General features: G+C 64.4%; 13 protein-coding genes. 10 read left to right on the top strand and 3 right to left on the bottom strand.

The genetic code is table 11. The features are described 5' to 3' along the window. Positions 1 to 164: 164 nt before the first annotated feature. The gene (locus tag AC24YW_RS02745) at positions 165 to 1,400 is read right to left on the bottom strand and encodes an amidohydrolase family protein (RefSeq protein WP_487481253.1); all 1,236 of its coding nucleotides are present in this window, start codon (positions 1,398 to 1,400) and stop codon (positions 165 to 167) included. A gap of 147 nt (positions 1,401 to 1,547) precedes the next feature. On the opposite strand from AC24YW_RS02745, the gene AC24YW_RS02740 reads away from it, so the two are divergent. After that, positions 1,548 to 1,964: a nuclear transport factor 2-like protein gene (locus AC24YW_RS02740; RefSeq protein ID WP_487481845.1), complete on the top strand. Its 417-nt coding sequence runs from the start codon at positions 1,548 to 1,550 to the stop codon at positions 1,962 to 1,964. On the opposite strand, the gene AC24YW_RS02735 is transcribed toward AC24YW_RS02740, so the two are convergent. Beyond that, entirely contained in the window at positions 1,961 to 2,719 is a 759-nt protein-coding gene (locus AC24YW_RS02735) for a GntR family transcriptional regulator (protein WP_487481252.1), read from the bottom strand. The two genes, AC24YW_RS02740 and AC24YW_RS02735, sit on opposite strands and share 4 nt — an antisense overlap. Positions 2,720 to 2,913: 194 nt before the next feature. Here AC24YW_RS02735 and AC24YW_RS02730 point away from each other — a divergent pair, with 194 nt between their 5' ends. From AC24YW_RS02730 to AC24YW_RS02710, 5 genes are all read left to right on the top strand, one after another. Continuing rightward, entirely contained in the window at positions 2,914 to 3,771 is an 858-nt protein-coding gene (locus AC24YW_RS02730; RefSeq protein WP_487481251.1) for an ABC transporter ATP-binding protein, read from the top strand. Next, positions 3,771 to 4,547 carry an ABC transporter permease gene (locus tag AC24YW_RS02725; RefSeq protein ID WP_487481250.1) on the top strand — a complete coding sequence of 259 codons (777 nt, stop codon included), beginning with the start codon at positions 3,771 to 3,773 and terminating at the stop codon, positions 4,545 to 4,547. The genes AC24YW_RS02730 and AC24YW_RS02725 overlap by 1 nt, the downstream gene beginning before the upstream one ends. Positions 4,548 to 4,586: 39 nt before the next feature. Continuing rightward, a complete protein-coding gene (locus AC24YW_RS02720; RefSeq protein WP_487481249.1) occupies positions 4,587 to 5,612 on the top strand; it encodes an ABC transporter substrate-binding protein in 1,026 nt (341 codons plus the stop codon). A 16-nt stretch (positions 5,613 to 5,628) separates the two neighbouring features. Continuing rightward, a complete protein-coding gene (locus AC24YW_RS02715) occupies positions 5,629 to 7,062 on the top strand; it encodes an amidohydrolase family protein (protein ID WP_487481248.1) in 1,434 nt (477 codons plus the stop codon). Positions 7,063 to 7,197: 135 nt separating this feature from the next. Further along, a complete protein-coding gene (locus AC24YW_RS02710; RefSeq protein WP_487481247.1) occupies positions 7,198 to 8,106 on the top strand; it encodes an amino acid ABC transporter substrate-binding protein in 909 nt (302 codons plus the stop codon). 27 nt (positions 8,107 to 8,133) lie between these two features. On the opposite strand, the gene AC24YW_RS02705 is transcribed toward AC24YW_RS02710, so the two are convergent. After that, the gene (locus AC24YW_RS02705; RefSeq protein WP_487481246.1) at positions 8,134 to 9,759 is read right to left on the bottom strand and encodes a long-chain fatty acid--CoA ligase; all 1,626 of its coding nucleotides are present in this window, start codon (positions 9,757 to 9,759) and stop codon (positions 8,134 to 8,136) included. 168 nt (positions 9,760 to 9,927) lie between these two features. On the opposite strand from AC24YW_RS02705, the gene AC24YW_RS02700 reads away from it, so the two are divergent. From AC24YW_RS02700 to AC24YW_RS02685, 4 genes are all read left to right on the top strand, one after another. Further along, complete coding sequence (locus AC24YW_RS02700) at positions 9,928 to 11,781, top strand: flavin-containing monooxygenase (protein WP_487481245.1); 1,854 nt, start codon at positions 9,928 to 9,930, stop codon at positions 11,779 to 11,781. Between the two features lie 40 nt (positions 11,782 to 11,821). Next, complete coding sequence (locus tag AC24YW_RS02695; protein WP_487481244.1) at positions 11,822 to 12,640, top strand: lytic murein transglycosylase; 819 nt, start codon at positions 11,822 to 11,824, stop codon at positions 12,638 to 12,640. Between the two features lie 113 nt (positions 12,641 to 12,753). Next, positions 12,754 to 12,975, top strand: coding sequence for a hypothetical protein (locus AC24YW_RS02690; protein ID WP_007592399.1), 222 nt, complete (start codon positions 12,754 to 12,756; stop codon positions 12,973 to 12,975). 12 nt (positions 12,976 to 12,987) lie between these two features. Beyond that, positions 12,988 to 13,410, top strand: a complete 423-nt coding sequence (locus AC24YW_RS02685) for a hypothetical protein (RefSeq protein WP_487481243.1) — start codon at positions 12,988 to 12,990, stop codon at positions 13,408 to 13,410. The last annotated feature ends 326 nt before the right edge of the window (positions 13,411 to 13,736 follow it).

Here is a 13,736-nt window from a genome sequence, read left to right as displayed (position 1 = left end):
ACGTCCTAATTATGGCGGGCGTGCCTGCCTCGCAATGCGTTGGGCTACGGTCCGGGATTCTACCGAACTCGGGTCGGCGGGAACCGGCGGTAAAATCGAACTGCAGTGGCTGCGCGGCCGCCGGGTTCTGCGCGATTCCCGGAATATCGGCCGCGAAAACGCTCTCAACTCTTGAACAACGTCGGCCGCGGCCGTGCAAATGTCTGCCGGCCGCGCTTGAAGCCCATCAGAACGTCAGGCAGCTCGGCGATCGCGAATCGGCTGTCCTTGGTATCGAGCACGATCAGATCGGCGGGATTTCCGACCTCGATGCCGTAGTCGACGAGGTTCATCAGCCGGGCCGGCAGCTCGGTCACGAGATCCAGGCAGGTGTCGAAGTCGCTGACCGAGGCGTGCGCGACGTTGGCATAGAAGTTCGCCATCCGCAGCAGCGAGGCATCGCCGAACGGCGTGAAGGGATTGAGCACGTTGTTGGTCGCGACCGAGCAGAGCACGCCGTCGCCGGCAAGCTTGTGGGCAAGGGTCAGTCCACGCGGCGCGTTGTGGGTGGCCTCGCGCCCCATCAGATAGAGATCGGTCGCGGGCAGCACCGTGACGGCAACGCCGGATTTCGCCAGTTGCGCGGTGGCGGCCTTCATCCGGTCCGGAGGCAATGCCGACAGTTTCGTCGCATGGCCGATCGCGACGCGTCCGCCGTAATTGCGCTGCTCGGTCTGGCGGCAGACCTCGTCGAGGTGCCACCAGGAGGGATCGAGATCGAAATCGAGATGGAGGTCGACGTCGATATCGAATTCCTCGGCGAGATCGAAGATGCGCGCAAGGTGCGCGTTCGGGGCGGTGTCCATGTAGGGACAGCCGCCGATGACCTTGCCGCCGTCGCGGAGCGCCTGGATCAGCAGCTCCTCGGCTCCGGGATCGTTGGTGAGGCCTTCCTGAGGGAAGACGCAGAGCTCGAGATCGATCGCCCAGGCGTAATCGCGCTTCAGCGCCTTGACCGCCTCGAAGCCACGGAGGCCGATGCGGGGATCGATCTCGACATGCGTGCGCATGCGCGTCGTGCCGTTGACGATGGCGCGTTCGAGCACTTTTGCGCCGCGTGCGTAGACGTCCTCGATCGTGAAATCCTTCTTCATGGCGGCGACGGCGCGGATCGCCTCCGAGACGCTGCCGTGATCGTGGCCGCAGCGGCCGAGCAGGCAGGCCTTGTCGAGATGGATATGGGTGTCGACGAATCCGGGCAGGGCAAGGCGGCCGTCGAAATCGACCTCGGCGGCCTCGCAGGCCAGCTTTGGCGCGATCGCGGCGATGCGGCCGTCCCTCACCCCGATATCGACCGGTGCGGCGGAAGAGCGCAACAATGCGTTGCGGAAGATCAGGTCGAAAGCGGCTTGGGTGGTCATGGCGGATTCAGTAGCGGCAGCCTAGCCGAAGCCGTGGGAGCGGGCAGCTCCAGATTGTGTGCAGTGTTTCGGTCAGATTGTCTAAAAAATGTGCATGCACTTTGAGGCGAGGATTGTAAAATGGCTGCATCCGGAGAGAACCCCGCGATGTCCACTGCCGCAAGAGCCGAAAGCCCGATGACCGACGCCGAGATTGTCGAAGCCTATCTCACCGCTTCGATGATACCGGATCCCGATGCCGCGGCGGCCTATATGAAGCCGGGCACGGTGATCACGTTCACCGGCGGGCGCGCGTTCGACCATCCGCGCGGGCCGACCGGCTTCAACGCGAAACGCTATCGCTGGGTCAAGAAGAAGATGGACCGGTTCGACGTCTGCCCGGGCGCGGACGAGACCGTCGTCTACAGCGTCGGCACGCTCTATGGCGAGTGGACGGACGGCACGCCGTTCGAGGGCAACCGCTATGTCGATCGCTTCGTCGTGAGGGGCGGACAGATCGTGAAGATGGACGTTTGGAACGACAGTGCCGAGCGCATCCTCGTTCAGCGCGGGATCGAGGCTTAGCCCCTTCGCGCGATTTTCGGCAGCTTGACCACGCGATTGCTCGTCACCTCGTCCGCATAGGGTGCGAGGATGTCGAGTAGATCGCGGCCGCGCTGCGGCGTGGGGGCGACCAGCGCACGATTGGCCACGGAATCCAGGTGATGATGCATCAATTCCATCACCTTGGCCGCATCGCCCTTTGCCAGTGCCGCGATGATGGCGCGGTGCTCGTTGATGGCGCATTCGGTGGAATGCGGCCGGCTGTAAAGCGACAGCGTCAGGCAGCAGCGATAGGCGACCTCGCTGACATAGCGCACCAGGATCGGGCTGTTCGTCATGTGGGCGAGCAGGATGTGGAATTCGGTGGCGAGCCGGATCGACACCGCATCCGTGCCGCCGCGGGCGCGATCCTCGGCATCGACATGGGCGTTCAGCTCGGCGATCTGCGCCTTGGTCAGCTTGCCTGCGAGCTGGCGCACGACGAGGCGCTCGAGCTCGATGCGGATGTCGAAGGCATCGCGCGCCTCCTGCCAGCTCGGCGTCGCCACCACGGCGATCCGGTTGCGGCGAAGCTCGACGAGGCCTTCGGCGGCGAGTTGGCCCAGCGCATGGCGGGCAATGGTGCGGCTGACGCCGAAACGCTCGCCGAGCGCGTCCTCCGGCAGCTTGGCGCCGGGCTCCAGCGCCTGCTCGATGATGGCGCGCCGGAGCGCGCGGCAGATCACGCTGACCTTGTCAGATGATTCAGAAGTCTTGCTGCCCGCGCGCGCCGCCATCGGCGAATCCCATAGGAAGTGACATCTGTCTTTAGCACAAGTGCGCGCCGATTCAGCGCTCCAATTGCATGCAGTTTGGCTGTCGGACTGCCTAAATCGAATCCGGTAGTTTGGCGCGGGTTTCGGCTAGGTTGTTGATTTCGCAGGCCGCGATGGCTGGCATCCAGCTTGCATGCACTTTTCCTGTGATGCGCATGCAACCCAACGCCCAGTTCGACGGCCACCCCGTTCCCGAAGGCTCTGCGACGACCGCCATCGAGCTGTCCGAGGCCTCGGTGACCTTCGGGCGCGGCGACCGCGCCGTGCCTGCCTTGTCGAGGACCACGCTCAAGATCGCCGACGGCGAGTTTGTCGCATTGGTCGGCCCATCCGGATGCGGCAAATCGACCATTTTGCGTCTCGTCAGTGGCCTGGTGCAGCCGACCAGCGGCGTCGTCATCGTCGGCGGCCGCGAGGTGGCGGCCCGGGCGATGCGGGTCGGCATGGCCTTTCAGAATCCGACCATGCTGCCGTGGATGACAATAGAGCGGAACATCATGCTGCCGCTGAAGATCGTCGAGCCGTTCCGCTCGAAGTTCCGCAAGCTGCGCAAGACCGAATTCCGCGACAAGGCCAATGCCCTGCTGGAGCAGGTCGGTCTCAAGGGGTTCGGCAACCGCTATCCCTGGCAGCTCTCCGGCGGCATGCTCCAGCGCGCCAATCTCTGCCGCGCGCTGATCCACGAGCCGCGCATGCTGCTGCTGGACGAGCCCTTCGGCGCGCTCGACCAGTTCACCCGCGAGGAGCTGTGGGCGATCCTCCAGAACCTCTGGATGACGCACAAGCCGACGGTGCTGTTGGTCACGCACGATTTGCGCGAGGCCGGCTTCCTTGCCAGCCGTATCTGCGTGATGAGCGCGCGTCCCGGCCGCATCCTCGACGACAGCCGCGTCGAGTTCGCGCGGCCGCGCACGGTCGCGATGACGTTCGAGCCGGATTTCGTCGCGCTGAACCAGAAGCTGCGCGCCTTCATCGAGGATGCGCGCAGCGCCGTTGAGCAGGGGGCAGGCTGATGTTCGGGATCGATATCAGGCAGAAAGCGTGGTCGGCGGGGCTGATCGTGCTGTTCTTCGTGGCCTGGGAGCTGTTCTGCCTGATGACGGGCATGTCCGACCTGGTGCTGCCGCGACCCTCGCAGGTGTTCGTGACGCTGGTCCAGCGCTTCCCGGTGCTGTGGCCGCACATCGTGCAGACGCTCGCCACCACCATGCTCGGCTTCGTGCTTGGCGTCGCGCTCGGCGTCGCCCTCGGCGCGATCATCGGCGTGTCGAAGACGGCCTACGACACCTGCTATCCGCTGCTGATCGGCTTCTCCTCGATCCCCAAGGTCGCGGTGGTGCCGATCTTCGTGCTGTGGTTCGGCTCCGGCACGGTGCCGGCGGTGCTGACTGCGCTGTCGATCTGCTTCTTCCCGATCGTCGTCAATATCGCGACCGGCCTTGCCACCACCGAGCCCGAGCTCGAGGACGTCTTGAAGGCGCTCGGTGCCAGCAAGCTCGACATCCTCTGGAATGTCGGCTTGCCGCGCACCATGCCGTTCTTCTTTGCGTCGCTGAAGGTCGCGATCTCCTATGCCTTCGTCGGCGCGGTGCTGTCGGAGACCGTCGCCTCCAACCGCGGCATCGGCAACGTCATGATGACCGCGTCCTCCAATTTCAACGTGCCGCTGGTTTTCGCCGGCCTGTTCGTGCTCGCCGGGCTCGGCGTCGCGCTCTACGTCGTGTTCTCGCTGATCGAAGGGCGGGTCACCGGCTGGGCCACCCGCAAGAACGACGTGATCGCCACCTGATTTCTCGAACCATTACGCAACGAAGCTGAGGAGGTCTCGATGTTGAGGAAAGTAACCGCCGCGCTGCTGGGATTGGTGCTGTCTGCAGGGGGCGCCACGGCGCAGGAGACCACGATCAAGTTCACGCTGGGCTGGAAAACCCAGGGCAGCGACGCTGCCTTCTTCTATGCCAAGGACAACGGCTTCTTCAAGGAAGAGGGCCTCAACGTCATCATCGATCAGGGCGAAGGCTCCGGCGCCACCGTCACGCGCGTGATGTCCGGCGCCTATGACGCCGGCTTCGGCGACGTCAACGCCATCATCCAGAACGCCTCGACCAAGCCGCAGGAGGCGCCCGTCATGGTCTACATGATGTGGAATCAGCCGCCGTTCGCCATCGTCGCCAAGAAGAGCAGCGGGATCAGCACCATCAAGGATTTCGAAGGCCGCACGCTCGGCGGTGCGCAGGGCACGCCGACGACGCGCCTGTTGCCGGTGTTCACCCGCAAGAACGGACTCGATGGTGAGAAGATCAAGATCTCCAACATGGCGCCGAACCTGCAGGAGCCGATGCTGATCAAGGGCGACATCGATGCGGCCCTCGTCTTCAACATCACCAGCTATTTCAATCTGGTGCTCAACCGCCAGGATCCGGACAAGGACTTCAAATGGTTCTCGTTCGGCGAATATGGCCTCGATCTCTACTCCAACGGCGTGATGGTCTCCCGCAAGCTGATCGCCTCGAATCCGAAGGCCGTTGCGGGCCTGGTGCGCGCCATCAACAAGGGTGCGATCGCAATCGCCAAGGACCAGAATGCCGGCATGAAGGCGGCGCTGAACTACGACAACCTCATCAACGCCGAGGTGGAGAAGCGCCGGCTGCAATATTCATTCGAGAAGCTGATCGTCTCGCCGGAGATGAAGGAGATCGGCATCGGCGACATCAAGGACGACCGGATGACGCGCGCGATCGGCATCGTGGTCGAGGGCTATCAGCTCGCCCGTGCGCCGACGCCGGCGGAGGTGTTCTCGCGCGAATTCCTGCCGCCGCGCGCGGAGCGGGAGCTGGTGTACACTGCCAACTGAACTTGGAGGAACAGCCATGGCCACGGAGATCTCGGCAACCTGCCTGTTCCGTGGCCCTGACCGTGGCGTCAGCGAGAACGTCGTGCTGCGGCACGAGGGCGGCGTCATCACCGAAATCTCGGAAGGAGCGGGGCCGGCGCCTCGCTCCTTCGTCATTCCCGCCTTCGTCAACGCCCATGATCATGCCCGCGCCACGGCGTCGTCCTTCGGTGCGGTCGGCATGCCCCTCGAAAGCTGGATTCTGCGCACCGCGCTGGGCTCGCCGGTCGATCCCTATCTGACCGCCGTCTCCGCATTGGCCCGTTCCGCCAAGGCAGGCTGCGCGGCGATGATGGTCCATTACACGCGCCCGAGTGGGACGATGCCGCTGGTGGACGAGGCCAAGGCCATCGCGAAAGCCGCGTCCGACGTCGGCATCCGCATCGCGTTCGCATTGGCGGTGCGCGACCAAAATCCCATCGTCTACGGTGATGCCGAGCCCGTGCTTTCAGAGCTTGCCAGGGACGAACGCAAGACCATCGAGGATCTCTTCGTTCGCGCGCCGCTGTCGCCGAAGGCCTATATCGAGCTGACCGACGCGATCGCCGCAGCCATCGCCGGACCGATGGCCGATGTGCAGCTCGGGCCTGCCGGCGTGCAATGGTGCTCGAAGCCCCTGCTGGAGGCGGTGGCGGAGAACTCCGCGCGGACCGGCCGCCGCATTCACATGCACCTGCTGGAAACAATCTACCAGCGAGCCTGGGCCGACCAGAACTTTCCGCACATGGTGCGCTGGCTTCGCGATGTCGGCTTTCTCTCCGAGCGCCTGACGCTGGCGCATTGCATTCACGCCCGCCCGGAGGAGCTGGAGATGATCGCGGCCTCCGGCGCGCGCATCGTCACCAATTTCAGCTCGAATATGCATCTGCGCTCGGGCCTGGCCCCGATCGCCGCTGCGCACAGATGCGGCTGTGCCATCACTGTGGGTGTCGACGGCCTGGCGCTGGACGAGGATGACGACATCCTGCGCGAGATGCGGCTGGTGCAGATGGTCCATGGCGGCCTCGGCTTCAAGGCGACATGGACGCCGGCCGAGATGTTTTCGCTCGCCATCCGCAACGGTCGCCGCGCAACCGGCGCGCCCGGGAATGGTGAGCTCGCGGCGGGCAATCCCGCCGACTACGTCGTGATCGATCTCGATCGGCTGGATCGAGACCAGATCATGCCGGTCGATCCCATGGCGCTGCTGTTCGCGCGCGGCAATGCGTCGCTGGTGAAAGAGGTCGTCGTCGCCAGCAGGACGATCGCGCGGGACGGGGTCTGCGCGGGCATCGACCTGCCGGCCGTCGAGCGGGAATTGCGGGCGATGTACCGCGCCAATGTCGGCAAGCTCGACAGCTTCCGGCGGATGTGGCCGTCCCTGTCGGATCGGCTGAGCGGCTGGTTCGAACAGCAGCTGACCTGCGAGTGACGCGCCGATGGGCGTCGCGACGGAATGCATACCAAACAGCGATAGCTGGTAGACGCAGCCTCGTCTGGCGCATGACCGACCTTCGGGCTATCAGCTCCTCGATCGCTCGACACCAATCCCCTTGAGGAGCCCCCGATGCGTCTTCCTACCATTCTTCTGGCCGTGACATGTCTTGCCGGCGCAGCCTCGGCCGAGGACCTCACCGGCACGCTTCAGAAGGTCAAGGAGACCAGGAAGATCACGCTGGGCTATCAGGAGGCCTCCGTCCCGTTCAGCTATCTCGATGGCAACCAGAAGCCGGTCGGCTTTGCCATGGACATCTGCCTCCGTATTGTCGAAGCAGTGAAGAAGCAACTCGGCATATCAGACATTTCGGTCGAGACTGTCGCGGTGACGTCGTCGAACCGGATTCCCCTGATGGTCAACGGCACGCTCGACCTGCATTGCTCGGCGACCACCAACAATGCCGACCGCCAGAAGCAGGTCGCCTTCACCAACACGCATTTCCTCAGCGCGACGCGGTTCGCGGCCAGGAAGGCGGCGAACATCAAGACCATCGACGATCTCAAGGGCAAAGCGGTCACGGCGGTGGCGGGATCTGTGAATCTGACGCAGCTCGCCAAGGTCAACACCGAGCGCAATCTCGGCATCAACATCATGCCGGCCAAGGACCAGGCCGAGGCGTTCCTGCTGCTGGAGACCGACCGCGCCCAGGCCTATGCGCTCGACGACGTCCAGCTCGCGGTCGCGATCGCGCGGTCGAAGGAGCCGCAAGCCTACATGATCAGCGAGGAGGCATTCTCCAAGCCTGAGCCCTACGGCATCATGCTGCGGCGAGAGGATGCGCCGTTCAAGGCACTCGCCGATCAGGCCACCGCGGAGCTTTATGCCAGCCCCGAGATCGAGGTGCTCTACAAGAAGTGGCTGCAATCGCCGACACCGCCGAACGGCCTCAACTACAACGTCCCGATGTCGTCGGCCTTGCGCAACGCCTTCAAGAAGCCGAGCTCGAGCGCCGATCCTGACGTCTACGCGGTGAACTGAGGCGCGGCGGCTGGGCGCTGACGGGCGCTATGCGACCCGGTACTCCCTAAAGCGCTCGCGCAGCGCCGATTTCAGCACCTTGCCGGTGCCGGTCATCGGGAATTCGTCGAGGAATTCGACGGCGTCCGGCAGCCACCAACTCGCGATCTTCGGACGCATGTGCTCGAGCAGCGTCTTGCCGTCGACGGTCGCGCCCTTCTTGCGGACGACGAGGAGCAGGGGGCGCTCCTGCCATTTCTCGTGGCTGATCGCGACGACGGCCGCTTGCAGCACGTCGGGGTGGGACAGGGCGATGTCCTCGAGCTGGATCGAGGAGATCCACTCGCCGCCGGACTTGATCACGTCCTTGGAGCGGTCGGTCAGCGTGACGTGGCCTTGGGGGTCGATCACGGCCATGTCGCCGGTGATCAGCCAGCCGTCGCGGTCGAGGCCTTCCTCCAGCTTCATGTAGCCGGAGGCGACCCAGGGCCCGCGGGCCCGCAAATGGCCGACCGTCTTGCCGTCGCGCGGCAGCTCATTGCCGGCGTCGTCGACGATGCGCAAATGCGTGCCGAAGCAGGCGCGGCCGGAGACCTGGCGGCGGTCGAATTTCTCCTTCTCGCTGAGATGCTCCGAGCCCGGCCGCAGGCCCGGCATCGAGCAGCCCAGCGCCTCGGTCATGCCCCAGGCCTGGATGTAATCGACATTGTATTCGCGCTTGAGTTTCTCCACCATCGCGCGCGGCGGGGCCGAGCCCGACGACAACGTCGCGCGCAAGGTCGAGAATCTGTTGCCGGTGCGCCCCAGCCAATCGAGCAAGATCAGCCAGAAGCTCGGCACGCCTGCCGACAGCGTCACTTTCTCGCCTTCCAGCAATTCATAGAGCTTGTCGGGCTCGTAGTTGCGGCCGGGCAGCACGAGCTTCGATCCCGTATAGGGCGCGCTGAACGGCATGTTCCAGCCATTGCCATGAAAGAGAGGCGCCATCGGCATCATCACCTCGCGCACGCCTTCGACGTGTCCCGCAAGGAAGTCGAAATTGCAGCAGGTCATGGTCTGCAGGATCGCGGCGCGGTGCGAGTAGATCACGCCCTTTGGATTGCCCGTCGTGCCCGACGTGTAGCAGATCGTGGAGGCGGACTTCTCGTCGAACTCCGGCCAGGCGAAGCCGGCCTCGTTCTCGCGTCCCAGAAGGTCTTCGTAACAATGCACGTTCGCAAGCTTCGTCGCCGGCATCCGCTCGCGCGAGGACATCACGACATAGGCCTCGACCGTCTTCAGCTGCGGCGCGATCGCCTCCACGATCGGCAGCGTGGCGCGGTCGATGAAGAGCAGGCGGTCCTCGGCATGGTTGACGATGTAGACGAGCTGCTCGGGAAACAGCCTGGGATTGATCGTGTGCAGCACGTAGCCCATGCCCGGCGCGGCGTAGAACATCTCGAAATGCCGGTGCGTATTCCAGGCCAGCGTTCCGACGCGGTCGCCTTGCTTCATGCCGATCCGCTTCAGCGCCAGCGCCATGCGCTTGATGCGCGGATGCGCGTCGGCGTAGGTGTAGCGATGGATGTCGCCCTCGATCTCGCGTGCGACGATCTCGGCTTCGCCATGATAATCGGCCGCATACTGGATCAGGCCGCTGATCAAGAGCGGCATGTCCATCATCAATCCCTGCATGGTCTCCCTCCGGATGCCACGTCGTTGCGTGGCTCGTGATTTGCGCGCGAGGTTAGCGGAACGTCACGCAGCGTTCACGCAAAAAACAATCAGCGTGATTGCATGCCAAGCTTTTTCGGCGCTAACCTGCGGCGAGCTGCCGGCGAAGGCATGCGCGGGAGGAATCGAATGGCAGCGGAAAGACACAAGACCGATGCAAGCGGCGCTTCTACGGTCGACATTTCCGCCCTCCGTGCCCGCTATCGCGACGAGCGCGACCGCCGTCTGCGCGCAGAGGGCAAGGCGCAGTATGTCGAGGTGACAAGCGAGTTCGGCCGTTATCTCGACGACCCCTGGGCCGATCCCGGATTTGCGCGCGCGGCCATCAGCGAAGCGACCGAAGTGCTCATCGTCGGCGGTGGCTTCGGCGGCCTGTTGTGTGGCGCGCGGTTGCGTGAGGCCGGCATCGCGGATTTTCGTATCGTGGAAATGGCCGCCGACTTCGGCGGCACCTGGTACTGGAATCGTTATCCCGGCGCCGCCTGCGATACCGAGAGCTATATCTATCTGCCGCTGCTGGAAGAGACCGGCTACATGCCGGTGCGCAAATATGCCCGGGCGCCGGAGATCTACGAGCACTCGCGCCGCATCGGCCGTCATTTCGACCTGTACGAGCGCGCGCTGTTTCAGACCGTGATCTCGCGGATGACATGGCGGGAGCAGGAAGCGCGTTGGCTGGTCGAGACCAACAGGGGCGACCAGATCCGCGCGCGCTTCGTCATCCTCGCCGGCGGACCGCTCAGCCGTCCGAAGCTGCCCGGCATTCCCGGCATCGAGACGTTCAGAGGCCACAGCTTCCACACCAGTCGCTGGGATTACGGCTACACCGGCGGCAATGCGGACGGTGGCCTGACCGGCCTCGCCGACAAGCGCGTCGGCATCATCGGAACCGGCGCCACCGCCGTGCAATGCGTGCCGCATCTCGGTCGCTCCGCCAAGGAGCTCTATGTATTCCAGCGCACGCCGTCCGCGATCGGGGTTCGCGACGATCGTCCGACCGATCCGGCCTGGGCGCAGAGCCTCAAGCCGGGCTGGCAGCGCGAGCGCATGGACAATTTTACGGCCGTGATCTCAGGCGAGCCGTTCGAGCAGGACCTAGTGCAGGACGGCTGGACCGGCCTGCTCGGCGAGATCCTGCTGGCACCGCGCCGGCAACCCCAGCCGGTGACCTCGCTGGAGGAGGCGCTGAAGGTGATCGAGCAGGCCGACTACCGCAAAATGGAGGAGATCCGCGCGCGCGTCGACACCGTGGTCAAGGACGAGGCGACCGCGGCTGCGCTGAAGCCCTGGTACAAGGCGTTCTGCAAGCGACCGTGCTTCCACGACGAATATCTCGATACGTTCAACCGTCCCAACGTGCATCTCGTCGATACTGGGGGGAAGGGCGTCGAGCGCATCACCGAGAACGCCGTCGTCGCCGGCGGCAAGGCCTACGAGCTCGACTGCCTGATCTATGCCAGCGGCTTCGAGGTCGGCACCGATTACGCGCGCCGCATGGGCTTCGAGGTCTATGGCCGCGACGGCATCAGCCTGTCCGACCGTTGGCAGGACGGCGTCAAGACGCTGCACGGCTTCTACAGCCGCGGCTTTCCGAACTGCTTCCTGATCGTCACCGTGCAGGCCGGCCAGAGCGCCAATTTTCCGCACATCATCGACGAGCAGTCGCAGCACATCGCCTATGTCATCAAAGAGGCGCTGGCGCGCAAGGCACGCACCCTGGAGCCGACGCTTGCCGCCGAGAATGCCTGGGTGGAGGAGGTCGTCAAGGCCGCGCTCGGCCGGCAGACCTATCTCGCCGAATGCACGCCGGGCTATTACAATAACGAAGGCGTGTTCGATCCGATCGCGGCAAGAAACAGCCAATATTGGCGCGGGCCGGTGGCATTCCTGCGGCTGCTCGACAAATGGCGCAAGGAGGGCAATTTGGAAGGCCTCGAATTGTCCTATGATCAGGCCATGGAGTCGGCGCGTTCGAGCGGGTAAGATTGCGCCGCCGAGCGATACAGGACAGGAGAGGTCGGGCATGATCAGGAGCAGGGCTGTTGCGGGAGCGGTTCTTGGCGCAATGACGCTGCTCGGTTGCCTGGCATCCTCCGCCGAAGCCGCGCAATGCGGCAGCTCGCCGGCCGGCTTCGAGGCCTGGAAGCGCGAGTTCAGCGCGGAGGCGCAGGGCAAGGGCATTGGCCCCACCGCGCTGTCGGCGCTGATGCAGACGAACTATGCCAGCGCCACGATCGCGGCCGACCGCGGCCAGCGCAGCTTCTCGCTGACGCTGGACCAGTTCCTGGCCAAGCGCGGCGCCACCACCATCGTCGCCAAGGGCCGGCAGCTCAAGCAGTCGCAGGCCGCCTTGTTCGCCTCGATCGAGCAGCGCTATGGCGTCCCGCCCGGGCCGCTGATCGCGATCTGGGGCATGGAGACCGGCTTCGGCAGCCAGCGCGGCAACCAGAACATGCTGTCGTCGATCGCGACCCTTGCCTATGACTGCCGCCGTCCCGAATTCTTCACCGACCAGCTCTATGCCGCCCTGAAGCTGATCGACCGCGGCACGCTGTCGGGATCGACCCGCGGCTCCATGCATGGCGAGGTCGGCCAGACCCAGTTCATGCCCAAGAGCATTCTGGCCTATGGCACCGGCAACCTCGAAGTCGCTGCCAACGCGCTGAATTCGACGGCGAATTTCCTCAAGGCCCATGGCTGGAAAGCAGGAGCCGGCTACCAGCCGGGCGAACCGAATTTCGCCGCCATCGAGGCCTGGAATGCTGCCGGCGTCTACCAGAAGGCGATCGCACTGATGGGCCGGCAGATCGACGAGGGCGGAGGGACTGCGGCTTCACGCTGAGCTCTTGCTCAGCGACGTGTGATGCGAAGGCACGAGAAAGTTGTTGCCTTCTGGAACTGACGGCACGAGGTTTGCTTTGATCAAGTTCAGGGCTGGGCATGAGGAGACTCAACATGGCTACCCAGATCGTGATGGACCAAACTGGCGATACGCGCCACGAGTTTGATCCTGGCAATGCCGAAGCGCTGGCGCGAGCCGAACGGCGCTTTCGTGAGCTGACCGGGGCGGGCTTCACCGCCGCGCTTCGAACCGGACCCGGCGAAGTGACCCGGATCCGATCGTTCGATCCGACCGCGCAGGAAACGCTGTTCTATCCCCGCCTGGTCGGCGGTTGATCTGAGCTGCTCATGATCGCGGCAGTTTGGCTCCGCGCGCCGGCGCGTGCGCGCCTGCATGCGCTGCGTGAACTCTATCGCCGCTTCTTCGGCGAGAACACGCCGGATGCGCGCGGCCGTCGGCTTCTGGCCGAATGGCTGTCACCGGCGCAGCGCGCGCAGTTCGAGCAATTTCGGTATTTCGACGTCGTCGGTTGCGACACCGGCCGGACCTATCGCATCCACTACGGGACAGCCGCCAACGTCCATGAGGTCGATAGTGAGGGGCGCGCGACGATGGGGTGGTGCTTCGTCCCGTCAGGCTTTCTGGTACCGGGCGACGTGATGCTGGCGCAGAAGATCGCGCTCGAGACGGACGAAAAGGCGGCGCTTGCGCTCGCCAACCGCTTTCCGCCGGCGACGCATTCCGAGCACTTCTACCGGCGGCCTTTCTAGAGCATGATCCGGAGCGCATTCTCCGAAAAGATCAAGCTCACTAAAGCGCGGCGACGGTTCATTCCGACCCGCATCGCGCTTTAGCGTCGGGAAGGGAGAACGGTCAGGAATGCGTGGTGCGATAGGCGTCGAACGCATGCGCCGCGAAGACGCCGATGCTGCACAGCGCGAGCAGGGCTGAGATAAGCTCGATCATAGCTCGTCCTCCTGCAGCGGCTGGGCAACGAGGCTCTGGCAGCACGAATATTCGTAGATCAGGTCGAGGATGAACTGCATGGTGGCCGTCCCTGTATTTATTTTGATAACCACTTAGCCGGCCATCTGTT

The sequence above is a fragment of the Bradyrhizobium sp. USDA3516 genome (assembly GCF_057651995.1).
The sequence above is the reverse complement of the archived record's forward strand: the minus strand, read 5'-3'. Positions and strand labels throughout refer to the sequence as shown.

Bases quoted from the DNA above. Each gene is read 5' to 3' on its own strand.
- AC24YW_RS02690 (WP_007592399.1), top strand. From the start codon at position 12,754: ATGGCTACCCAGATCGTGATGGACCAAACTGGCGATACGCGCCACGAG.
- AC24YW_RS02725 (WP_487481250.1), top strand. From the start codon at position 3,771: ATGTTCGGGATCGATATCAGGCAGAAAGCGTGGTCGGCGGGGCTGATC.
- AC24YW_RS02720 (WP_487481249.1), top strand. From the start codon at position 4,587: ATGTTGAGGAAAGTAACCGCCGCGCTGCTGGGATTGGTGCTGTCTGCA.
- AC24YW_RS02685 (WP_487481243.1), top strand. From the start codon at position 12,988: ATGATCGCGGCAGTTTGGCTCCGCGCGCCGGCGCGTGCGCGCCTGCAT.
- AC24YW_RS02705 (WP_487481246.1), bottom strand. From the start codon at position 9,759: ATGCAGGGATTGATGATGGACATGCCGCTCTTGATCAGCGGCCTGATC.
- AC24YW_RS02695 (WP_487481244.1), top strand. From the start codon at position 11,822: ATGATCAGGAGCAGGGCTGTTGCGGGAGCGGTTCTTGGCGCAATGACG.
- AC24YW_RS02730 (WP_487481251.1), top strand. From the start codon at position 2,914: ATGCAACCCAACGCCCAGTTCGACGGCCACCCCGTTCCCGAAGGCTCT.
- AC24YW_RS02740 (WP_487481845.1), top strand. From the start codon at position 1,548: ATGTCCACTGCCGCAAGAGCCGAAAGCCCGATGACCGACGCCGAGATT.
- AC24YW_RS02745 (WP_487481253.1), bottom strand. From the start codon at position 1,400: ATGACCACCCAAGCCGCTTTCGACCTGATCTTCCGCAACGCATTGTTG.
- AC24YW_RS02700 (WP_487481245.1), top strand. From the start codon at position 9,928: ATGGCAGCGGAAAGACACAAGACCGATGCAAGCGGCGCTTCTACGGTC.
- AC24YW_RS02715 (WP_487481248.1), top strand. From the start codon at position 5,629: ATGGCCACGGAGATCTCGGCAACCTGCCTGTTCCGTGGCCCTGACCGT.
- AC24YW_RS02710 (WP_487481247.1), top strand. From the start codon at position 7,198: ATGCGTCTTCCTACCATTCTTCTGGCCGTGACATGTCTTGCCGGCGCA.
- AC24YW_RS02735 (WP_487481252.1), bottom strand. From the start codon at position 2,719: ATGGCGGCGCGCGCGGGCAGCAAGACTTCTGAATCATCTGACAAGGTC.